Here is a 22,295-nt window from a genome sequence, read left to right on the forward strand (position 1 = left end):
TCGCCGATTGGCTTATCCAGCGTGGATGTCCGGTAAGAATGCTTCGGTCGTGACTCTATTAACGGCGTGTTTCCGCAGTTGATTTAACGCTTTCGTTTCGTGATAAATGCAACGCTTCGCGATTGCGCGCAAGCAACGGGATCACCGCCCGTCGGTAAGTCTTTCTAAATCTTTCGCGGTGCTTGCGTGCCCATTTTTTGCCCGAGCCGCTAAGCTTGCGAACTTGCAGCGGGTTGCACACAGAAAAAGCACGTGCGTACGTGGCGCATGTTCACGATGCCGTTTGATTCAATTCACTTCAATGCTCAATCCACTCAGTATTCTTCTGGTCACCGTGTTGTCGAGCGCCATGGCGATGGCCGTGCTCGGCTCGTTGTGGCGTGCGGCGATTCCCGGCGTCGGTTACTGGATCTCGGCGAACGCGATCGCGATCGTCGCGCTGCTCGCTTTCGCCTTGCAAGGCCATGCGTCGCGCTGGCTGACTTTTGTGGCGTCCAACGTGTTGCTGGCGGCTTCGCTGCTGCTGGTGGTCGAAGGCTGTTTGCGCTTTCTGGGGCGCCGCACGCGACCGTGGCCGGCTTACGCCGGACTCGTCGTCGTGCTGTTCGGCATCTCGTACTGGACCTTCGCCGCGCCGAACTTCAACGCGCGCGTCGCACTGGTGTCGGCATTTCATGCGGGCCTCTACGCCGCGCTTGCCGTGATCATGCTGCGCGGCCGTCCTGCGAACCGGCCGCGCTACAGCTATTACTTCCTCGCGGTGGCAGGCGTCCTGCTATGTGCCGGGCATACTTCGCGCGGGCTCATGTACGGCTTCGGTTTGCTGACGCAGACCGGGCTCCTGCAAGTGTCGCCGTCCAACATCGTATTTCTTGCGCTCGGCATTCTTGCGCCGCCCTGTCTTTCGATCGGCGTGGTGATGCTGGCACACGACCGCCTCGCCGAACGGCTCGAACGGCTCGCCAATGTCGACGACCTGACCGGCGCACTGTCGCGCCGCGCGTTTCTCGCGATCGGCGACGCGCTGCTGAACGCGTCGCTGCGGACCCGCTCGCCGGTGGCGCTCGCGATCATCGACATCGACTCGTTCAAGGCGGTCAACGACAACTACGGCCACGCCGCCGGCGACCAGGTGCTGAACCACTTCGCCACGTTCGTCGCCCGCAACCTGCGGGTCGGCGATGTGTTCGGCCGGCTGGGCGGCGAGGAATTCGGCGTGCTATGCCCGGCCACCGGCACCGCCGAAGCGGTGAAACTGCTCGACCGCCTGCGGGCCCGGCTCGCCGGGGCCGCGCCGGACGAGTTGCCGCGTGGGCTGCGCTACACCTTCAGCGTCGGCGTGGACCAGCGGCGGCGCGATGAATCGCTCGCTCAACTGATGGCGCGCGCGGACGGCGCGCTGTATGCCGCCAAGGCGTCGGGTCGCAATCGTGTGATGGCGGCGTAGGGCGGAGGGGCCGGGAACGACAATCTTCGTTCTATTTGTGTGGAAGGCATAAATATTTATCAGACATTTGCCGATATCCATTGGCAGAGTGACCGGAACCAGCCTGATACCTATCAATATGCTTTCCAGCTCAACGCAGCACCCGTCCGACACCGGTTTGCGCGATCGCTTCCACCGGCGCTCGCTCGAACATCAGCGTCCGCTGTCCACCATGACCATGGCGTTCACCGTGGTCGCGTTCCTGTGCTTCATCGGGGCGCGCAATCTGGTCGACGGCCCGGCCGCGCCGCTCGCCTACCGGCTCGCGTGCGCGCTGCTGCTCGGCTTGCTCGTGCTGGCGATTCCGCGCACAAAGTCGACGTGGACCTTCGGTTTCATCGGCGTCGCTTACTCGCAGGTGCTGGTGGTGGGACTCGCGGTGAACATCGCTGGTGTCGCGCAGCCGCTGCTGTGGACGCTGCCCGCGATGGTCGTGATCCCGATCTGCGCCGCGCCGCTGTGGCTCACGCCGGCCCACTTCATCACCGGCAGCGTGCTCTTCTATACGACGGCGTTCGCGCTGCTGTTCGGCGCGCCGCTGCCGCATGACGTCGATACCGTCGTGTGGATGTGGATCGCGGCGATCGGCGTGCCGACTTCCGCGGTGTTTCATTTCGGCTTCTACCGGTTTCGCCGCAACCACTTTCTGCTGGAGAGCCAGCTCGCGCAACTCGCCGCGACCGACCCGCTGACCGGCCTGCAAAACCGCCGTGCGTTCGTCAAGCAGGCCGAGCGCCGCCTCGACACCGTCACGCCGGATACGCGGATCAGCGCGATCTTTCTCGACATCGACAACTTCAAATCCCTGAACGACCGCTTCGGCCATGCGATCGGCGACCACGCGCTCTACCAGGTCGCCCAGGTGCTGATGGAAGAGATTTCCGCGGACGACAGCGTGAGCCGGATCGGCGGCGAGGAATTCGCGCTGCTGCTGCGCGACAGCCTCACGGGCGCGCTTCATGTGGCCGAACGGCTGCGCCATGCGATTGCCGCGATCGAGCGGCCGGACGGGCGTCTGACCGCGAGCTTCGGCGTGGCGGAGCACCGCAGCGGCGAAAACATCATGGTGCTGCTCGATCGCGCCGACGAGGCCTTGCTGCGCGCCAAGCACTCGGGCAGAAACCGGGTGTGCGCCGAGCGCGCGCTGCCGCGCGAAGCGCTGCAACTGCTGGCCGACGACGGATCCGACGAGAGCGGGGCGGCAGTGCGGCGGCATCGCTGGGAGGAGTACTACCTCACCTCGCATTTCCAGCCGCTCTACAGTCTGTCGCATCAGAAGCAGGTGGGCTTCGAGGCCTTGCTGCGCGGCGAGCAGGACGACGGCACGCTGGTGCCGCCCGCGGTGCTGTTCGCGCCCAGGCCTTCGAGCGACGAAGGCGCGCTCGACCGCGCGAGTCACGTCGTGCATCTGGCCCACGCGCGCAATTCGCTGCCGGACGACGCTTGGCTCTTCCTCAACATTCTGCCGGCCACGTTCATTGCCGAAGGCTACGCCGATCAACTGGCGAAGATCGTGCGGGCCGTGGGGCTCGAACCTGAACGCGTGATTCTGGAGATTCTCGAATCGCACGGCGGCAGCGTCGACGACATGTCGCGGGCGGCGGCGCTGTACCGCAAGCACGGCTTCCTGATCGCCGTCGACGATTTCGGCGCCGGCCAGTCTAATCTCGACCGCCTGTTCAGGATTCGCCCGGACCTCGTCAAGCTCGACGGCGAACTGATTCGCGCGACGGGCCACGGCACCGAGCAGCCGATTCTGCCCAAGCTCGTCTCGCTGCTGCACCTCGCGGGGATGCTGGTGGTCGTGGAAGGCGTGGAGACCACGGAGGAACTGATTCTCGCGGTGGAATCGAATGTGGATTTCGCGCAGGGCTATCTGCTCGGGCGGCCGGCTAAGGAGATCGCGCCGCCGGAGTCGGTGCATCGGCGTATCGACGAAGCTTTCGATGTGATCGCCCAAGGGCGGGCGCATCAGTACGCGTTGTTCGAAACCGAAGTGGAGCCTTACCGGGTCGCCTTGCGGCTCGCTGCCGATGCGTTGCTGGCCGGCGTGGCCATGGAGGAGGCGTTCGCTTCGCTGGCGAGGTTCGAGCGCTGCATCAGCTGTTTCATCCTCGACGACTCGGGCAGGCAGATCGGTCATGAGGTGCAGGGGCCGGCCTGGAGCACGGACGGGGCGTCGCTGCAACCCGTGGCGAATCCGCGCGATGCGCGCTGGGATCATCGGCCGTATTTCCGCAATGCGGTGTTGTTGCCGGGCGTGGCGGTGTCGAGTAGTCCCTATCTGTCGCTGGCCAGCGGCAGGCCGTGTATCGCCGTGACGCTGGCGCTGCAGTTCGCCGCCGAGCGATCCGTGATCGGTGTGGAACTGGACTGGTCGGCGTCGGGCTTGCCGTGGCCCGCGGGGGAATAGGGGGTTTCCCGCGCCGCGGCCCCGCGTGTTGCCGCAGAACGGATTCCTTCAATACCCGCCCTTTGGCGACGCCGCCAGCGCTGCGGTCGTTTTATACGACCCCGCCAGATCCGCCGCCGCGCGACTCAGCAAACCCGTGTCCGTGCCGACCGCCACGAAGGTCACGCCCGCTTCGAGATAGTCGGCGGCAATCGCGGGATCGGGTGCGAGCACACCTGCCGCTTTGCCCGCGCGCCGTACGCTTTGGATGCCGTTGCGAATCGCTTCGCGCACAGTGGGATGGCCGGGTTTGCCCAGCAGTCCCATCGACGCACTCAGGTCCGACGGACCGAAAAACACGCCGTCGACGCCGTCCACCGCCGCGATCGCCCGCAGATTTTCCATGCCCTGCACGGTCTCGACCTGCACCAGCACGCACAACTCGTTTGCCGCCGTGTTCAGGTAATCCGGTATCCGGTTCCAGCGCGACGCGCGCGCCAACGCACTGCCCACGCCGCGAATGCCTTGCGGCGGATAACGCGTGGCCGCAACCGCGTCGGCGGCCTGTTCGGCGGTGTCGATCATCGGCAGCAACAGAGTCTGTGCGCCGATGTCGAGCAATTGCTTGATCAACGCGCTGTCGCTGCGCACCGGACGCACCACCGGATGCGATGCATACGCGGCCACCGCCTGTAATTGCGCGAGCGTGCTGCGCACGTCGTTCGGCGCATGCTCGTTGTCGATCAGCAGCCAATCGAAACCGGCGGTGGCCAGCAGTTCGGTGACGTAGGCGTCGGCGAGCGCGGCCCACAGGCCGAATTGCGGTTTGCCTTCGGCGAGTGCGCGCTTGAACGTGTTTTGCGGTAGAGACATGTCGTATCGACTCGAATGAGCTCAGATGAAATTCAAACCGATGCCGCCCAACGGACCGTAGTCGACGTGGAAGGTGTCGCCTGCGCGCGCGGGGATCGGACTGGTGAAGGAGCCGCTCAGGATCACGTCGTTCGCGTTGAGCGTTTCATCGTATTGGGCGATCTTGTTGGCGAGCCAGGCCACGCCCGTGGCCGGATGATTCAGCACTGCGGCCGCGAGGCCGCTTTCTTCGACCGTGCCGTTCTTGTAGAGCAACGCGCCGACCCAGCGCAAGTCGACATCCAGCGGACGCACGGGACGTCCGCCCAGCACGATGCCCGCATTCGCCGCGAAGTCCGAGATCGTGTCGTAGACCTTGCGCGGCGCCCTGGTTTCGCGGTCGAACTGTTCGATGCGCGCGTCGATGATTTCCACCGCCGGGCTCACGTAAGCGGTTGCGTCCAGCACGTCGAACAGCGTGACACCGGGGCCCTTCAAGGGTTTGCTCAACACGAACGCCAGTTCGACTTCCACGCGCGGTGCAATGAAGCGGTCCGCGCGAATATCCTGGCCGTTTTCGATGAACATGCTGTCGAGCAGAGGCGCGTAGTCGGGTTCGTCGATCTGCGACGAACGCTGCATCGCGCGCGAGGTGAGGCCGATTTTGCGGCCCTTGATCACGTGGCCTTCGGCGAGCTTGAGCTTGACCCATTCGCGTTGAATCGCGTAGCCGTCCTGCACGGTCATCTGCGGATACGCGGCGGAGAAGTGGCGCAGTTGCGTGCGCGTTTTCTCAGCGTGGTCGAGTTGTGCCGCGAGGTCTCGGATAGTCTGTTCGTCTAGCATGATGGATTCTCTCAGTGCCGCTACTCAGCCATCAGGCGCGCGTGCAAGTTGTTATGTTTCCAGGTACCGGCTTCGCTGAATTCATTGATCTCCAGCGACAACGCCAGACCCTTCTGTGCGAATTCAGTGGCGAAGTGCTGCTTGATCAGCGCGAATAGCGCGTCGCCGGTGGCCTTTTTCGCGGCCTCGGAACGGCCTGCGCCGATCTTCAGATTCGCATGCAGGAACGCGGCGTCAGCGCGTCCGTCGGCGATGCAGTACTGTTCGCAGCGCAGCGCGCGCACGCGGATGCCGCCGAGCGGATAGACGCGCTGTTCGTTCTCGCGTTCCTCGTCGAGGCCCCGCGCGAGCGCGTGGCACAGTTGACCGATACTTTCTTCGCCGGCGAGATTGGCGCTGTATTCGAGTGTCAGATGCGGCACAGTGATCTCCTTCCTTGGAACTCAGGCGGGCAGGGGCGTAACGGGGAAGATCGCGTTGATCTGGCCGGTGCCCGAACTGCCGAAGTAGGGCGTGACGACTTCCACCTTGCCGTCGTAACGATCCCAGCCGAGCGCGCCGAGCAGCATCGCGGTGTCGTGCATGCCGCCTTCGCCCCAGCACTTTTCGTTATAGAGCGGCAGCATCTCGCAGAAGGTTTTCCAGTCGCCGGCTTCCCACAGTTCGACCACCCTGCGGTCCATCTGCTCGAGAAACGGACTCCATACCTTGTGCATGAACTGCTCGGCCGTGCCGTTGTTGGCGAAGTGGTGGCTGAGCGACCCGCTTGCCAGAATCGCCACGGTGCCGTCGTAGTGCTCTTCAATAGCCTTGCGCACCGCGAGGCCGAAGCGCGCGCTGGTGTCGAGGTCGTGCCACATGCACCAGCCTGCGACCGAGACGGTTTTGAAATGCTGATCGCCATTCATGTAGCGCATCGGCACGAGCGTGCCGTATTCGAGTTCGAGCGTGGTCTCGCTGTGCGCGCGGCTTTTCACGCCCATTTCGTTGGCGACTTCCGCGATCAGGTTGCCGAGGCCGGCATTGCCCGGATACGCATACGGCATGTTCTTGATGAAATGCGGCAGTTCGTTGCTCGTATAGACGCCTTCGAAATTCGGCGCGCAGTTGATGTGGTATTCGCTGTTCACGAGCCAATGCACGTCGAACACGACGATCGTATCGACGCCCAGCTCGCGGCAACGCCGGCCGATTTCATGATGGCCGTCGATTGCCGGTTGTCGGCAGCCTTTATGCGGACCGTCGAGTTCGGACAGATATAACGACGGCACGTGTGTGACTTTTGCTGCCAATGCGAGTTTGCCCATCGCGGTCTCCAAGTCTGCTGCCGCGCGGCGCATGAGGCGCTCGCGCTGAAAACGCACCGGCGCTTCATGCGCCGGCACCGATGGTTCAAACGCCCCAGCGCGGAATGTGATGTGAGCCTAGCGATACGCAAACATTCTTCGGTTCGAGGAACACTTCATAGCTCCATGTGCCGCCTTCACGGCCCACGCCCGATGCCTTCGTGCCACCGAACGGCTGGCGCAGATCGCGCACGTTCTGGCTGTTGACGAAACACATGCCGGCTTCGACGGCGGCGGCGACGCGCAACGCGCGGCCGCTGCTCTCGGTCCAGATGTAGCTCGACAGGCCGTAGGAGATATCGTTGGCGAGTCTGATCGCGTCGGCTTCGTCGTCGAACGGAATCAGGCAGGCGACCGGGCCGAAGATCTCTTCCTGCGCGATGCGCATGCGATTGTCGACATCGACGAACACGGTGGGCTGCACGAAGTTGCCTTTGCGCATGGCGTCGGGCAGCTCCGGCATGTCGAGGCCGCCGCACGCGAGCGTCGCGCCTTCTTTCGGGCCAAGTTCGATGTAGCTGCGCACCTTCGCCAAATGGCCCTGACTGATCATGGGGCCGACAATGGTGCTGTCGGACAGCGGATCGCCCACGCTCAACCGCTTTGCACGCTCGATGAAACGCTCGGCAAAGCGCGCGTAAATAGAGCGTTGCACGAGAATGCGCGAACCCGCCGTGCAGCGTTCGCCGTTGTTCGAGAAGATCATGAACACGGCGGCGTCGAGCGCGCGCTCGAAATCGGCGTCGTCGAAAATGACGAAGGGCGACTTGCCGCCGAGTTCCATCGAAAACTTTTTCAGCCCCGCGGTTTGCACAATGCGGTTGCCGGTCGCCGTCGATCCGGTGAACGACACGGCATGCACGTCCGGATGCGCGACGAGCGGTTCACCGGTGTCCTTGCCGAAGCCGTGCACCACGTTCAGCACGCCGGCCGGAATGCCGGCCTCGAGCGCGAGGTTGCCGAGCATCGCGGCCGTGAGCGGCGAGAGTTCGCTCATCTTCAGCACCGCGGTGTTGCCGAACGCGAGACAAGGCGCGACTTTCCAGGTGGCCGTCATGAACGGCACGTTCCACGGCGAGATCAGCGCGCACACGCCGACCGGATGGAACAGCGTGTAGTTCAGATGCGTATCGGTGGGATACGTATGGCCGTCGACGCGCGTGCACATCTCGGCGAAGTAGCTGAAGTTGTCGGCGGCGCGCGGTACGAGCTGCTTGCGCGTCTGCGAGATCGTCTGGCCGGTGTCCTTCGTTTCGGTCTCCGAGATCTCCGGCACGTTCTTCGCGATCAGTTCGCCGAGCTTGCGCACCAGCTTCGCGCGTTCCGCGGCGGGCTTGCCGGCCCAGGCGGGAAACGCGTCTTTGGCGGCGCGCACGGCGGCGTCGACTTCTTTCTCGCCGCCTCGCGCGACTTCGGCTAGCACTTCCTGGGTGGCCGGATTGACGGTTTCGAAGTAGTCTTTCGTCGCGCCGGTCTTGCCGTTGATCAGATGTTCGATTCGCATTGCCTTGTCCTTTCTCTTTTTTGATCCCATGCACCGCACCCCGATCAGGCGCGCTTGAAGTCCGCGTCGGATGCAATCGTATTGACGAGACGGCCCAGGCCGTCGATTTCGCAGATCACTTCGTCTCCCGCGTTGACGTTGACGACGCCTTCCGGCGTGCCGGTCAGGATCACGTCGCCGGGCGCGAGCGTCATGAAGCTGCTCAGGTATTCGATCAACGCCGGGATGTCCGTGACGAGATCGCGCGTGTTGCCGTGTTGCTGACGCATGCCGTTCACGAACGTGCGCAATTCGAGTTGCGTGACGTCTTCGATATCGGCGGCGTCGACGAACCAGGGGCCGAGCACCGTGCCGCCGTCGCGATTCTTCACGCGCAGGTTCGGACGGTAGTAGTTTTCGAGGTAGTCGCGGATCGCATAGTCGTTGGCGATCATGTAGCCCGCCACGTATTGCATGGCGTTTTCGCGCTTCACGTTTTTCGCGGTTTGACCGATCACCACCGCCAGTTCGCACTCGTAGTGCATGAAGGTGACGTCGGCGGGGCGGCGCGTCTCGCCGCGATGACCGACCACCGTGCCCGGTCCCTTGAGAAACACGAGCGGCTCTTCCTGCTTGTTGAACTGCAATTCCTTTGCATGCTCAGCGTAGTTCAGGCCGAGTGCGAAGATCGTGCCGACTTCGATCGGCGCGAGCCACACCACTTCATCCTCGCGACGCACGCGGCCATCCGCGAGGCGCACGCCATCGGCGTCGGGATACGCTTCGTGAATCGCGCCAGCATACGCAACACGGCCGCGCATCATGGCTGTTCTCCTTCTTTTTCTTCGGCGCCGACGAACGACACCGTGAGCGGCGGCATCGCGCCGATCGATAGCGTGGCCGTGTCGCCGATATGCGCGACAGGCGAACCATGCGGCACGCCGAGCGTGATGACGTCGCCCGCACTAAGCGTCATGAAATCGGTCACGTCCGCGAGCAGTTGCGCCACGTTGCGCACCGATGACGCGGTGCTCGCCGTGAACGCCTCCCGTGACCCGAGTTGAACCCGGATCGCCAGATAGTCCGGCGTCGCGACATGACGCGCCGCAACCACGGCCGGTCCGACGACGCAGAAACCGTCACGCGCCCGGAACCGCACCGATGGCCGGTACACGCTCGCATGCGGCACGCTGAGATCGGCGACCAGCGTATAGCCGGCGATGTAGTCGAACGCCTGCGCCACGCTAACCCGTGTTGCAGTGCGGCCGATCACGATGCCGAGCGACGCGCCGACTTCCACGCCCAACGCATCGTCCGGCACGACGACCCGCGCGCGATGCCCGGCGAGCGTATTGCGCGGCTTCAGATAGAGCACCGGCGCTTTCGGCGGCGCTTTATATGGCGCGGCGTGCACCGCGTCGCCCAGCGCATCGAGCGCGGCGCGGTCGTTCAGCAAGGTTCCATAGACAGCGCCGCCAACCGGCGCGCGGCAGGCCGTGCCGCGTGCGAGCAGCGCGGCCGCGGTGCGCGCATCCACGTCGCGTGGCAACGCTTCGCCTTCGGGATGCAGCAGATGATCGGCTAGTGCAAACATAAATTAGCTGTCTCTCGGCAAAAACACTAACATGTTAGTAGTATTGCGCTTGATATCATCCATGGTCAATAGCCTGTCGGCTGATCGCGGGTTTTCCCTTAAGCTTCGACGGCTGCTTTTTAATCATCTTCCAACATGTCCGCTTCCGCCTCGACCCGAGTTTTGCACCGCAACCTGCCGATGTTGTTGCTGCGCGCCAGAGAAAAAATGATGGAGCGGTTTCGTCCGTTGATTACCGCACATGGATTGACCGAACAGCAGTGGCGCGTGATTCGCGCGCTCAACGAGCACGGTCCGATGGAGCCGCGCCACATTTCCGATATCTGCACGATTTCGAGCCCGAGCATGGCCGGCGTGCTCGCGCGCATGGAGAGCATGGAACTGGTGACCAAGGAGCGTTTCGCCGAAGATCAGCGGCGCGTGCTGGTGTCGCTGACCGATACGAGCGTGGAATTGGTGCGCGTGATTTCGAAGGATCTCGAAGCGCATTACCGCGAACTGGAGCGCAGGGTGGGACCGGAGATCGTCGAGCGCGTGTATCGCGCGGTCGACGATCTGCTGGCGGGTCTGGAGGAAGAGGACGAGTGATGTAGCGGTTCAGATGCTCGCTTCACCAGCCCTGAAAGCGCCGCCACTCTACACTGCTGCCGTCCGGCGCCACCGCGTGATACTCGGGAAATTGCGCGCCGGTGGCGCACGCGTGATTTGGCAGAATGCGCAGTTTCATGCCGATCGGGAAGCGCTGCGTGACATCGTCGGCGGCGTCCGCGTTTTCAACTATCGGCGACAGAATGCCGTGCTCCTGGTTGGCGCCGCTGACCACGTACCCGGGAAGCGGCGTGCCGTTCAGCAAACACGGCTGGCCGTAGCCGAAATCGTGCGACTGCTTCGACGTGCCGCGATCCCGGCTCATCGCCATCCAGCCCGCGTCGAGAATCGCCCAGCCCTTGTCCGCCTGATGACCGATCACGGTGGCGAGCACGCTGAGCGCGATGTCGTCGAGCGCGCACACGCCGATGTTGTGCATGACGAGGTCGAACAGCACGTACACACCGGCGCGCACTTCCGTGACGCCCTCTAACTGCGTGGCGGCGAGGGCAGTGGGCGTCGAGCCGACGCTGACCGCCGGGCATGCAATGCCGGCTTCGCGCAACCGCTGCGCCGCGCGCACGCAGCCCGCGCGTTCCTGCTCAGCGAGCGCGGCGAGCGCTTCCGGCGTATCGAGCTCGTAGCTCGAACCGGCATGGGTCATCACGCCACCCACCTTGACGCCGTTCTCATGCAGAATCCGGCCCACTTCGAGCAGCGTGTCCTGTTCGGGTGTGATGCCTGATCGGTGCCCGTCCGTATCCACTTCGATCCACACTTCGAAGGTTTCGCCGTGCTGGTCGCCGTATGCGGCGATGGCCGAGGCGGCGGTCGGATTGTCCACCACGATCTTCAGATTGCAGCCCTGGCGGCGCAGCGCGAGCGCTCTCGGCAGCTTCGACGGAGCCATGCTGACGGCGTAAAGAATGTCGTCGACACCGGCGGCGAAGAACGCCTCCGCTTCCTTCAAAGTGGACACCGTGACGCCGCGCGCGCCGGCGGCGATCTGCGCGCGGACCACGTCGATGCATTTGGTGGTCTTCACGTGCGGACGAAACGCGACGCCGAGCGTGTTCATATGCCCTTGCATTCGCGCGATGTTCCTTTGCATCCGCGCGATGTCGATCAACGCGGCTGGGGTTTCAATCTGGTCGAGTTTCATGTTTTCACCGGGGAAAATGGAGTCATGCGGAGTCATGCGGAGTCATGCTGGTTCGTGCCGAAGCGAGCGAGCCACGGAACGAGCGAATCGAGCGTCGGCGATTGGATCTCGGGCGGCTGTGCGCCGCTTACGAGCGGCAGGCCGACGCGGTTGTGCCAATACGTCCGCAAGCCGACGGCGGCGGTGCCGAACATGTCGTAGCTGGAGCCGGCCACGAACGCGGCTTCATGGGCCTGGACGCCGAGTTTTTCGAGCGCGAGGCGGTACGGCAGTGGCTCCGGTTTATATACGCCGGCTTCTTCGGCGGTGACGATCGCGTCCCAGCGGACCGGCAAGAGCAGGGCCGCCTGTGTGCCGAGCCGCGTGGAGCAGTTGGTCACGACCGCTAGCTTGCAATGCGGCGCGAGCGTTTGCAACGTGTCGACGGCGCCGCTCCACGGCGTGAGCGTCAGCCAGTCTGCTTCGAGCGCGAGCGCGGCGGATTCGGGCAGGCCGACTTGTGCGGCGGCTTCGCGCACCAGTTGTTCATACGCAATGTATGAGCCGCAGCCGTAGGTCAGCCGCAGATAGGCGGCGCGCCATGCACGGCCCGCCTGTTCGGAACCGGCCGCGCGATTCCATGAGGTCCATGAGTCGAGCAAGGCGGTCAGGAGGTCGAACAGGACCGCTTTGGGATAGGCGGCAGGCACAGAGGCACGAGTCATGATTGATTTGACCAGCAGCGGACGGTGAGCTGATTATAAAGTTTCATCAGCGGCGCGGCGTTCAGATGGCTTAACTCTTAGATTCAGTCAGAATGAATGATCCAGTTTGCGTCTTCCTGCAAGCGGATTTCGACACTTATCGCCGCCAGGGCGGCTGCGGCCTGAACCTGCTTTGCAGATACTGCATGAAATGACGGGTGCGCGCCGGCAGGCCCGCGCGTTGATGCGTGAGCGCCATGACGTCGGCATCGGGCGCTTTCCATCCCGATAGCAAACGCACGAGCTTGCCCTTCGCAAGATCGTCGGCCACGTCCCATTCGGAGCGCAGGATCACGCCGCGTCCTTCGCATGCCCACTGGCGGATCACATCGCCATCGTTGCAGCTCAAATGAGCAGACACGCGCACGCTGCGGCGCGTGCGGCCTTTGCTGAACTGCCATAGCGAGACATCTTCGTTGTTCTCGCGCAGCACGATGCAGGGCAGCCTGCTCAATTCATCCGGAGAATCCGGCATGCCCACTCGCTTGATCAGCGCGGGCGCCGCGCAGACGAAACGCGCATTCGGTGCAATCGTGTAGCCGATCAGATTCGACACCGGCAACTCGCCGATATGCACGACGATATCGAAGCGGTCCATCGTCTCGGTCAGAGGCTTGTCGGAGAGCGTAAGCGCGACGTCGACATCCGGATTCCGCTGCTGGAAATCGGCAATCGCGGGCGCGAGGTGCCGCCGCCCGAACCCCAGCGGCGCATTGATTTTGAGCGTGCCGACGAGTCCGCCGCGACGCATCTGCAGGTCTTCGAACAGCGCGTCGAACTGCTGGACGAGGTCGGCGCCGCGTTCGCACAGCAGCGTGCCTTCTTCCGTGAATTGCAGGCGGCGCGCCGTGCGGTTCACCAGTTGCGCGCCCAGTTTCTTTTCCAGTTGCTGAAGTCGCTGCGTGACCGCCGAGGGCGACAAGCCCAGCTTTCGCGCCGCGGCGATCAGGCTGCCGCTTTCGCGCAGCGTCAACAGGAAGCGGATATCGGCCGAATCGTTCATGTGAGCGACGTTTGAGTTCGGAAGTCTGGCAGCTTAAAGCGTTTGGATGCGCGATTCCAGTTCAGTCTGGCACACGCGCCGACGAATGCGGTGCGGCTTGCAAGGTAAAGTGATGCTTCTGTCATGCACGCGGCGGCGCGAGCCGCTAAAGTATGCGTTTGCGCCGCTTACCTGCTGCTTTCATTTGAAGAGAAGTCCACATGCCGTTGTCCATTGAGCCGTCGAATGGCCCGTCAACCGATGCCGCGCGGAACAGCGCGTTGAAACAGGCGGTGTTTCTGCACACGGGCTGGCGTAGCGCGGGAACGTGGGTCTGGTCGCGTCTGCGCGAACTCGACAGCGTGACCGGCTTTTATGAGCCGCTCAGCAACGTGCTCGCGGACCTGAGCCTGGCCGAGGTGTCCGCGTCGCGTCCCACGCTGACATCGGGCCATCCGCCGCTTGACGCGCCGTATTTCCACGAATATCGCCCGTTTCTGCGCGAAGGCGTTCGCGGTGTGGACGGATATCGCAGGGGTTTCAGTCTCGATCGCTTCGCCAGCGTGCCTGATGCGGAATTTCCGGCATTGCAGGCCTATCTACGCAACCTGTGCGAGCGCACCACCGAACAGGGCAGCGTGCCGGTCTTCAAGTTTTGCCGCTCGTCCGGCCGGCTGCCGTGGCTGAAGCAGGCTTTTCCGCAGGCCATGCATGTGGGCGTGTTGCGAAATCCGGCCTCGCAGTTCGCTTCGGGGTGGCTGCTCAGTCAACAATGGAGCAATCCGTTTTTCGTGGCCGCGCCGTTTCGCGTGCTCGGGCTGAATCAATCGGACCCGCTAGTCAGGCAGGCCATCGAGATCTGCGGCGTGAGCTTGCCGCCCGCGGCGCCCACTTCGGACGACACTTATGCAATGGCGTGCGAGCACTATGCGCGCACCGCGGAAGGCAATAACGCGTATCGGGCATTCGTCGCGCTGTGGATTCTGTGCGCGTTGCGCATGGCGGACGGTGTCGATCTGCTGATCGATATGGACCGGCTTGGAACCTCGCGCGATTACGCGACGGATCTGCGCAGCCGGTTCGAAACGCAGAGCGGCTTGTCGCCCGATTTCAGCAGCGCGCGCGATCTGGTGGAGGAGACGCGTCGCGGCGCGGCGCGCATGAGCGGAATCGACGGACGGGCGATGCGCACCGTGCATTCCGCCGCGCTCAAATTCCTCAAGGCGCAGGGCGCCGCCGACGCCGCCTTTGTCGAAGTGATCCGCGAGAAGATGGTGCTGGCCAACGAGCTGACTGATGCATGGCGCTGATGGAGCATTCGCCGCGCACGGTGAACGACTCCGGGCGCGGCGACGCAAAATCACCGTTATTTAAGCGGCCGTCGCCGATACAGCCGCTCGCAGCCCCAGCAGATAACTCTCGACGCCAAAGCCGCAAATCTGCCCTTTGACGACTTCGGCAAACACGGAAACATGCCGGAACGCTTCGCGCGCGTGGATGTTCGACATGTGAATTTCCACCACCGGCACCGTCAAGATCGCCAGCGCATCGCGAATGCCGTAGCTGTAATGCGTCCATGCTCCGGCGTTGATCATGACACCGTCGGCATTGTCCGTGAAAGCCTGGTGGATGCGTTCGCACATGGCGGCTTCGCTGTTGGTCTGAAAGCTCTCGACCTGCACGCCCAGTTCCTTGCCCAATGCCTGCAGGCTGCTGTCGATTTCGGCGAGCGTCACGGTGCCGTATTGCGCAGGGTCGCGCTTGCCGAACATATTGTGGTTGATGCCGTGAAGCATCACGAACGTTTTCATGGGGCGTTCCTGGAGTAATGGATTCAGTAAAGGCGATGCGATATCAATGCGCCGCTGCGACCGCGGGCGTCGTGCTGACCACGGAACCGGCATTGGCCGCTTCCACGATCGCCTCGGTAATGCGCAGATTCTGCAGGCCGTCGCGGGCGCTCACGAGCGGTTTCACTTCTTGTCGAATGACGCGCACGAAATGTTCGAGCTGAAGCTTGAGCGGATCGTCGCGAGTCATCTCGGCAACGCCGACCGCGAACGGCTTCCACCACGAACGGTCCTCGGCCTTGCCATAGGTTTTCAGGCGCATGGTGGGCACGGCGAGCGAACCGAAGGTGCCCGCGATCACATAGCAGTCTTCGTCCGGATACGACGGATAAGCCTTGTTTTCCTGCGACGTCTGCTCCCAGCTACGAGCACTCGCGGCCGTGTCCGATAGCATGAAGCTGCCGAGCGCGCCGCTCGCGAAGCGCAGGTTGATCGCCACTGTGTCCTCGACCGGAAAGCCGCGTGTGGCATGCGACGAAAACGCCTGCACGGCCACGATATCGCCGCACAGCATGCGCAGGTTGTGCACCTCGTGGATCATGTTCAGCAGGATCGGCCCGCCGCCCGGCTCGCGCCGCCAGGGGGCGTCGGCGTAGTACTCATCCGGTTTGAAAAAGACCGCGCTGCCCATCACCGCGACCAGTTTGCCGAGCCGGCCTTCGTCGATTAGTTGCTTCGCGCGGGCCATGATCGGACTGTGCGCGCGGTGATGCCCGATCAGCAACGGCACGCCGCAACGCTCGGCTTCGGCGACCAGTGATTCCGCTTCATCGACCGTGGATGCGATCGGCTTTTCGAGCAGTGTCGGCACGCCGGCCGCGAGACAGGTCAGCGCGTGCTCCACATGCAACTGGTTCGGCGTGGCCAGAATCACACCGTCCGGGCGGTCCCGTTCGAGCAGTTCGTCGAGCGTCCGGTAAAGCGGCACGCCGGTCTGGGTAGCGATCGCCTGTGCCGCCGGCGACGGGTCGACGATCGCCGACAACGAGCACGTGCCGCTCTGCTGCGCGACGGCCATGTGAGCGCGGCCGATGTAGCCCGCGCCGGCCACGGCGATCCGGGTCCTGTTCATGGATCGATTCCTTCGAAGTTCGAGCGAAATGGATTACGCGAGAGCTTTCTTCGTTTCAGCCATGGTCTCGGCCCGCATGCGCTCGTAGCTGACCTTGTCGATCGGCACGGCATTGGGTTCACCCAGATCGCTCAGCCTGACGCGGTAGTTCTCGCGTGCGCTCCATGCGGTCACCGCCGCAACGATGGTGATGGCGAACGTGATCGTGCCGATGATGAGTGGCACATTGGTCGATCCGGGCGGCGCGACATAGGCGAACAGCGCAGGCAGCAAAGCGGTGATCGTCGTGCCGATGTTCTGGCCGATGGCCATCGCGGAGACCCTTGAACGGGTCGGGAACAGTTCCGGATAGAAGCTCGGGAAAATCGCGTTATACCCTTGATAGACGATGCCCCACATGAGGATCGACATCACCATGGCGAGCGGGACGTTGCGGATGCTGATCGCGTAGAGGTAGCCGAACGAAAGCAGACCCGCGCCGAGCGCGCCGACGACGATGGGCAGGCGCCGGCCGATCCGGTCGGAAAGATTGCCCACATAGGGAATCACCAGCACGGCGACGATATTGCCGATTACCGGAATCCACAGATAGACGCTCTTGGAAAAGCCGATGCCGTATGACGCCTGCACCGCATAGGCCGCGCCGAAGATGGTGGCGACGACCGGGATCACGTTCATCAACGAGCAGAGAATCACGCGCACCATATCGGGCCAGTTGTAGCGGAAGGCTTCGACAATCGGCGACTTGGGCACGTTGCCGCTCGCGTCTTCCTTGGCGAACGCCGGTGTTTCATGGACTTCGCGGCGAATGTAGTAGCCGGCAATCAGCACCACGGCACTCAGCAGGAACGGGATGCGCCAGCCCCACGAATTGAATGAGCTCTCTTCCATGAAGTAGGCGAGCGGCAGGAACACGGCGGCGGCGAGAATCTGGCCCGCCTGCACGCCTTGCAGCGTGAAACTGGCGTAATAGCCGCGCCGCCCGAATGGCGCGTGTTCGAGAATCATCGAACTCGCGCCCGAGATTTCACCGGCCACGGCGAAACCCTGAATCAGGCGCAGCACCACCAGCAGGGCGGGCGCGAGCAGCCCGACGCTGTGATAGGTAGGCAGAAAGGCGACCGCCATCGTCGAGATGCCCATCAGGAACATGCAGAGAAGCAGAACGTTCTTGCGGCCATGAGTGTCGCCCCAATGCCCGAGCACCACCGCGCCGATCGGCCGCGCAACGTAACCCACGCCGTAAGTGGCGAGCGAAGCCACGATGGCGATCTTCGGATTGCCCGATGGAAAGAACAACTGTGGAAAGATAAGGGCCGCTGCCTGAGCGTAGATAAAGAAGTCGTAGTACTCGAGTGCCGAGCCGATCCAGCCGCTGGCGGTTGCCTTGCGAGCCTGCGAGCGGCGTTCGTGGCCGCCTGCCGATGTATTCGTTTCCATGTTGTCTCCTGAACAGAAATGTTTGGATCAGCTTCTACGGCTGATTCATTGGCGTCCTGAAAGCAAAACTATGCAAGCCAGGACTTACCGGGACGCGGCCTGTTTCCGGATGCTCGATCGCTGCTGTGCAGCGCACCAATCGAACGGCGGTACAGGGTTAACCAGTGCCTGGGTGTCCCGAGTATTTCATCCGACCGGCATGGCTTGCCCGATCGGCTCGTTAGGGCTAGGGTAATGTGGTTCTGCACGGACACAATGCGGCCAAATGGAAAATCAGAATGCGCTCACAGCCAGCAATGAGTCTTTCCTGCGCGATCTGCAGCTGTTCTGCAACATCGCGCGCCGGGGTAGCTTCGTGGCGGCATCGACGGAAATGGGTTTGTCACCCTCGCATGTCAGCAAGCGCGTTGCCATGCTGGAAGCCAGTCTCGGCGTGAAGCTCTTTCAGCGCACCACGCGCCGGGTCAGTGTGACGAGCGACGGCGAAGCCGCTTTGCAGTGGGCGCAGAAAATACTCGACGACGTGCAAGGCATGGCCGATGCGTTCGCCGATCGCCGCACCGAGTTGCGCGGCTTGCTGCGCATCAGCACGAGCCTGCGGCTCGGCCGCAAGCATGTATCGCCGATTCTGGCCTTGCTGCGTCAGCGTCATCCGAATCTCGAGATCTGGCTGGAATTGCTGGACCGGCGCGCCGATCTCGTGGGCGAGAACTTCGATATCGACATTCGCGTGGGCGAAGTGCATGAGCCGCACCTGATCGCGCACAAGATAGTGGAGAGCACGCGAATACTCTGCGCGTCGCCGGACTATCTGGAACGGCGGGGCACGCCGCTCGAACTGGCCGAACTGACCCAGCACGACTGCCTGCTGTTTCGCGGACGCGACGACCGCTTCGGCGTCTGGCGCCTGAGCGGTCCGAACGGCGAAAAGAGCGTGAAGGTGACGGGCACCGTTGCGTCCAATCTCAGCGATATCGTCGTGCAGTGGGCCAAGGACGGCTACGGCGTGGTGATGGTGTCGATCTGGGACGTGGCCGAGAGCCTGCGCGCCGGCGAACTGGTGCGCGTGCTGCCTGACTACCTGCAGTCCGCCGACGTGTGGGCCGTGACGGCGGAGCGTTTGTCGTCGTCGGCGAAGATCCAGGTGTGCATCGAATTTCTCCGGGAACAGTTGACGAGCGGGCCGTACGCGCTGGTGACACGCGGCGTGGGCGGGTTTTGACCGAGCCACGCCGCGACGCGCGCTGACGCCTGAGCGGGGTCCGCGGTCCAATACAGTTGCCATGCAAAAAACAATACAGTGAGGCGCGGTTTTATTTCGCTGTATCGGGAATATGGCCGGCGCCGTCGATACAGTTGGCAAGTCTCGATGGAGCCTGCCGACGAGCGGATCGCCGCTCTGGCGCTGTGCGAAGTAGCCCGATTTTTTGCCTATGGCCCGGTGGTGACGCGCCGCGGTTTATCCCGAACACGAGGTAAGGACATGAATGCAGTGAACGAACAAGCGAAGCTGTCGGTGCAGCAGTTGGGCCACTACATTGGCGGCGCGCCGGCCGCGCCGACTAGCGGCCGCTTCAAGGACGTGTTCAATCCCGCCACCGGCAAGGTGACCGGCTCGGTGGCGCTGGCGTCGGTCGAGGAAGTGGACGCGGCGGTGCAAGCCGCCAAGGCCGCCTTTCCCGCCTGGAGCGAAACCGCGCCGATCAAGCGCGCCCGCATTCTGTTCAAGTTCAAGGAGCTGCTGAACAAGCATCACGACGAGCTGGCGATGCTGATCACACGCGAACACGGCAAGGTGTTCACGGACGCGCAAGGCGAAGTGGTGCGCGGCATCGAAGTGGTCGAGTTCGCGTGCGGCATTCCGAACCTGCTGAAGACCGATTTCACCGACCAGATCGGCGGCGGCATCGACAACTGGAATCTGCGGCAGGCGCTGGGCGTGGTTGCGGGCATCACGCCGTTCAACTTCCCGGTCATGGTGCCGATGTGGATGTTCCCGGTCGCGCTCGCCTGCGGCAACACGTTCGTGCTGAAGCCGTCGGAGCGTGACCCGTCGGCGTCGCTGCGGATTGCCGAGTTGCTGAAGGAAGCCGGACTGCCGGACGGCGTGTTCAACGTCGTCAACGGCGACAAGGTGGCCGTGGATGCGCTGATCGATCACCCGGATGTCGCGGCGCTGTCGTTCGTGGGCTCGACGCCGATCGCCGAATACATTCATACGGAAGCGTCGAAGCGCGGCAAGCGCGTGCAGGCGCTCGGAGGCGCGAAGAATCATCTGGTGGTGATGCCGGACGCCGATCTGGATCAGGCGGTCGACGCACTGATCGGCGCGGCCTACGGTTCGGCGGGCGAGCGCTGCATGGCGATCTCGGTCGCGGTGGCGGTCGGCAACGTGGCCGACAAGCTGATCGAGAAGCTGGTGCCGCGCGTCAAATCGCTCGTGATCAAGAACGGTGAACATCTCGACGCGGAAATGGGCCCGTTGGTTACCGCCGAACATAAGGCCAAGGTGGCCGGTTATATCGCGTCGGGCGAGGCCGAGGGCGCGAAGTTGGTCGTCGACGGCCGCGCGCATCCGGTGGCGAGCGAAGACGGCTTCTTTATCGGCGGCACGCTGTTCGACAATGTCGGCACGGACATGAAGATCTACAAGGAAGAGATCTTCGGCCCGGTGCTGGCGGTGGTGCGGGTGCCCGATTTCGCGAGCGCCGTGGCGCTGATCAACGCGCACGAGTTCGGTAACGGCGTGTCGCTCTTCACGTCGGACGGCGGTGTGGCGCGCGCGTTCGGCCGGCAGATTCAGGTGGGCATGGTTGGCATCAACGTGCCGATTCCGGTGCCGATGGCATGGCATTCGTTCGGCGGCTGGAAGCGCTCGCTGTTCGGCGACCATCACGCTTACGGCGAAGAGGGTGTGCGCTTCTATACGCGCTACAAGAGCATCATGCAGCGCTGGCCGGACAGCATCGGCAAGGGGGCTGAATTCACGATGCCGGTGGCGAAGTAAGTTATCGGCGGGTTGGTTGTCATTCAGAAAGCCGCGCCTGATTCAGGCGCGGCTTTTTTGCGTGAGGGAGCGGCAACGGCCCCTTAAACGCCCGAAGACGAATCTTCCTCCGCTTCGCTCAAGACAGCGTTTTGCAAGGCAATAGCGGCGCTGACGTATGCGGGCCCCTGACGCGGATCGTCGACGCTATAGCGCAGACGTCTGCCGTCCATATACACGCGGAACTGGCGGTATTTCACCAGGTAGAGCAAGCCGACGACCGCCGCCGCGAATCCCGAAGCCGCGCCTACGCCGAGCGCCCAGCGCGGGCCGAAACGGTCCGCGACCCAACCGACGACCGGCGCGCCGAGCGGCGTGCCGCCCAACGCAATCGCCAGCAGAATCGCGATCACCCGGCCGCGCATGACGGGGTCGGTGGTGAGTTGAACGAGACTGTTGGTGGACGTCGTGAAGGTTTGCGTCGACACGCCGATTACCATGAGTGCAATGCCGAACAGCACGGAAGTCGGCATTAACGAAGCCACGGTGCAGCCCACGCCGAACACGCTCGCCGCGCCGAGCAACAGCGCCATGCGCGGTTTGGCCCGACGCGCGGCGAGCAGCGCGCCGGTCACGGAGCCGATCGCCATGGTCGAGCTCAACACGCCGTATTCGCTCGCACCCGCATGGAATGCAGTGACCGACATCGTCGAGATGAAGATCGGGAAGTTCAGGCCGAATGTGCCGATCAGGAACAGCATCAACAGCGCGGCCTTCAGGTCGGGCCGCGTCCACACATACTTGAAGCCTTCCACGAAACTGCCACGTGAGCGCACCGCACGGGGCTTCAGATGCAGTTCACTCAACCGCAGCATGCGCAGCGAACCAAGCACGGCGACAAAAGACAGCCCGTTGATGAGAAACACCCAGCCGGTGCCCACCGAAGCGATCAGCAGTCCCGCGACCGCCGGCCCGATCATGCGCGCGGCGTTGAACGAGGTGGAATTCAGGCCGACCGCGTTCGACAGATCGTCCTCGCCGACCAGATCCGATACGAAGGTCTGGCGTGCCGGCGAGTCGAACGCGGTGACGCAGCCGAGCAGTCCCGCGAACACATAGACGTGCCACAAGTGCACGAGCCCGGTGACGGTCAGAATACCGAGGCCCAGTGCGCAAGTACCCATGGCTGCCTGCGTGGCGAACAGCAGTTTGCGACGGTCGAAGTGATCGGCCGCATAACCGGTGAGCGGCAACAGCAGCATTTGCGGGCCGAACTGCAGCGACATGACGATCCTCACGGAGGTCGCATTGTGACGCGTGAGTTCCGTGAGAACGAGCCAGTCCTGCGCCGTGCGCTGCATCCACGTACCGATGTTGGAGACGATCGCGCCGCTCGCCCAGACCCGGTAATTGAAATTGCGCAGCGAACGGAACGTGCCTTTCACCGGGCTGTTTCCATGTGCGGGGTTAGGC

20 protein-coding genes are annotated in these 22,295 nt (G+C 63.4%); 6 read left to right on the plus strand and 14 right to left on the minus strand.

Going from position 1 to position 22,295, the window contains the following annotated elements:
- Window positions 1–301: 301 nt before the first annotated feature.
- Window positions 302–1,447 (plus strand): GGDEF domain-containing protein, encoded by a 1,146-nt coding sequence (locus P0D96_RS18900; protein ID WP_408314799.1) that lies wholly within the window; start codon window positions 302–304, stop codon window positions 1,445–1,447.
- A 118-nt stretch (window positions 1,448–1,565) separates the two neighbouring features.
- The gene (locus tag P0D96_RS18905) at window positions 1,566–3,899 is read left to right on the plus strand and encodes a diguanylate cyclase (protein WP_408314759.1); all 2,334 of its coding nucleotides are present in this window, start codon (window positions 1,566–1,568) and stop codon (window positions 3,897–3,899) included.
- Window positions 3,900–3,947: 48 nt separating this feature from the next.
- On the opposite strand, the gene hpaI is transcribed toward P0D96_RS18905, so the two are convergent.
- The 7 genes from hpaI to P0D96_RS18940 all read right to left on the minus strand — a co-directional run bounded on the left by hpaI (window position 3,948) and on the right by P0D96_RS18940 (window position 9,999).
- On the minus strand, window positions 3,948–4,751 hold the full coding sequence (gene hpaI / locus P0D96_RS18910) for a 4-hydroxy-2-oxoheptanedioate aldolase (RefSeq protein WP_408314761.1): 804 nt from the start codon (window positions 4,749–4,751) through the stop codon (window positions 3,948–3,950).
- Between the two features lie 21 nt (window positions 4,752–4,772).
- Complete coding sequence (gene hpaH, locus P0D96_RS18915; protein ID WP_408281696.1) at window positions 4,773–5,576, minus strand: 2-oxo-hept-4-ene-1,7-dioate hydratase; 804 nt, start codon at window positions 5,574–5,576, stop codon at window positions 4,773–4,775.
- A 20-nt stretch (window positions 5,577–5,596) separates the two neighbouring features.
- Window positions 5,597–5,998, minus strand: coding sequence for a 5-carboxymethyl-2-hydroxymuconate Delta-isomerase (locus P0D96_RS18920; RefSeq protein ID WP_408314762.1), 402 nt, complete (start codon window positions 5,996–5,998; stop codon window positions 5,597–5,599).
- A 21-nt stretch (window positions 5,999–6,019) separates the two neighbouring features.
- Window positions 6,020–6,883 carry a 3,4-dihydroxyphenylacetate 2,3-dioxygenase gene (gene hpaD, locus P0D96_RS18925; protein ID WP_408177125.1) on the minus strand — a complete coding sequence of 288 codons (864 nt, stop codon included), beginning with the start codon at window positions 6,881–6,883 and terminating at the stop codon, window positions 6,020–6,022.
- 85 nt (window positions 6,884–6,968) lie between these two features.
- Window positions 6,969–8,426, minus strand: coding sequence for a 5-carboxymethyl-2-hydroxymuconate semialdehyde dehydrogenase (gene hpaE, locus P0D96_RS18930; protein WP_408314764.1), 1,458 nt, complete (start codon window positions 8,424–8,426; stop codon window positions 6,969–6,971).
- Window positions 8,427–8,470: 44 nt separating this feature from the next.
- Window positions 8,471–9,229, minus strand: a complete 759-nt coding sequence (locus P0D96_RS18935; protein ID WP_408314766.1) for a fumarylacetoacetate hydrolase family protein — start codon at window positions 9,227–9,229, stop codon at window positions 8,471–8,473.
- Window positions 9,226–9,999: a fumarylacetoacetate hydrolase family protein gene (locus tag P0D96_RS18940; protein WP_408177128.1), complete on the minus strand. Its 774-nt coding sequence runs from the start codon at window positions 9,997–9,999 to the stop codon at window positions 9,226–9,228. The genes P0D96_RS18935 and P0D96_RS18940 overlap by 4 nt, the downstream gene beginning before the upstream one ends.
- Window positions 10,000–10,179: 180 nt before the next feature.
- Here P0D96_RS18940 and hpaR point away from each other — a divergent pair, with 180 nt between their 5' ends.
- Entirely contained in the window at window positions 10,180–10,587 is a 408-nt protein-coding gene (gene hpaR, locus P0D96_RS18945) for a homoprotocatechuate degradation operon regulator HpaR (protein ID WP_408314801.1), read from the plus strand.
- 22 nt (window positions 10,588–10,609) lie between these two features.
- Here hpaR and P0D96_RS18950 read toward each other — a convergent pair whose 3' ends face one another.
- From P0D96_RS18950 to P0D96_RS18960, 3 genes are all read right to left on the minus strand, one after another.
- Window positions 10,610–11,749: a DSD1 family PLP-dependent enzyme gene (locus P0D96_RS18950; protein WP_408314768.1), complete on the minus strand. Its 1,140-nt coding sequence runs from the start codon at window positions 11,747–11,749 to the stop codon at window positions 10,610–10,612.
- Between the two features lie 32 nt (window positions 11,750–11,781).
- Complete coding sequence (locus P0D96_RS18955; protein WP_408314770.1) at window positions 11,782–12,453, minus strand: HAD family hydrolase; 672 nt, start codon at window positions 12,451–12,453, stop codon at window positions 11,782–11,784.
- Between the two features lie 136 nt (window positions 12,454–12,589).
- Entirely contained in the window at window positions 12,590–13,495 is a 906-nt protein-coding gene (locus P0D96_RS18960; RefSeq protein WP_408281683.1) for a LysR family transcriptional regulator, read from the minus strand.
- Between the two features lie 200 nt (window positions 13,496–13,695).
- Between P0D96_RS18960 and P0D96_RS18965 the strand changes: the two genes are divergently transcribed.
- On the plus strand, window positions 13,696–14,784 hold the full coding sequence (locus P0D96_RS18965; RefSeq protein ID WP_408314772.1) for a hypothetical protein: 1,089 nt from the start codon (window positions 13,696–13,698) through the stop codon (window positions 14,782–14,784).
- Window positions 14,785–14,844: 60 nt separating this feature from the next.
- Here P0D96_RS18965 and aroQ read toward each other — a convergent pair whose 3' ends face one another.
- The 3 genes from aroQ to P0D96_RS18980 are packed head-to-tail and all read right to left on the minus strand — an operon-like array spanning window position 14,845 to window position 17,836.
- On the minus strand, window positions 14,845–15,285 hold the full coding sequence (gene aroQ, locus P0D96_RS18970; RefSeq protein ID WP_132382529.1) for a type II 3-dehydroquinate dehydratase: 441 nt from the start codon (window positions 15,283–15,285) through the stop codon (window positions 14,845–14,847).
- 43 nt (window positions 15,286–15,328) lie between these two features.
- Entirely contained in the window at window positions 15,329–16,396 is a 1,068-nt protein-coding gene (locus P0D96_RS18975; protein ID WP_408314773.1) for a Gfo/Idh/MocA family protein, read from the minus strand.
- Window positions 16,397–16,429: 33 nt separating this feature from the next.
- The gene (locus tag P0D96_RS18980; RefSeq protein WP_408177134.1) at window positions 16,430–17,836 is read right to left on the minus strand and encodes an MFS transporter; all 1,407 of its coding nucleotides are present in this window, start codon (window positions 17,834–17,836) and stop codon (window positions 16,430–16,432) included.
- Window positions 17,837–18,101: 265 nt separating this feature from the next.
- Here P0D96_RS18980 and P0D96_RS18985 point away from each other — a divergent pair, with 265 nt between their 5' ends.
- Both P0D96_RS18985 and P0D96_RS18990 read left to right on the plus strand, forming a co-directional pair.
- Window positions 18,102–19,058, plus strand: coding sequence for a LysR family transcriptional regulator (locus P0D96_RS18985; RefSeq protein ID WP_408314775.1), 957 nt, complete (start codon window positions 18,102–18,104; stop codon window positions 19,056–19,058).
- 261 nt (window positions 19,059–19,319) lie between these two features.
- Window positions 19,320–20,843 (plus strand): CoA-acylating methylmalonate-semialdehyde dehydrogenase, encoded by a 1,524-nt coding sequence (locus P0D96_RS18990; RefSeq protein WP_408314777.1) that lies wholly within the window; start codon window positions 19,320–19,322, stop codon window positions 20,841–20,843.
- An 83-nt stretch (window positions 20,844–20,926) separates the two neighbouring features.
- Here P0D96_RS18990 and P0D96_RS18995 read toward each other — a convergent pair whose 3' ends face one another.
- A complete protein-coding gene (locus tag P0D96_RS18995; protein WP_408314779.1) occupies window positions 20,927–22,267 on the minus strand; it encodes an MFS transporter in 1,341 nt (446 codons plus the stop codon).
- Window positions 22,268–22,295: the final 28 nt, after the last annotated feature.

The sequence above is a fragment of the Paraburkholderia sp. RL17-347-BIC-D genome, assembly GCF_046027915.1.
Lineage (GTDB): Bacteria > Pseudomonadota > Gammaproteobacteria > Burkholderiales > Burkholderiaceae > Paraburkholderia.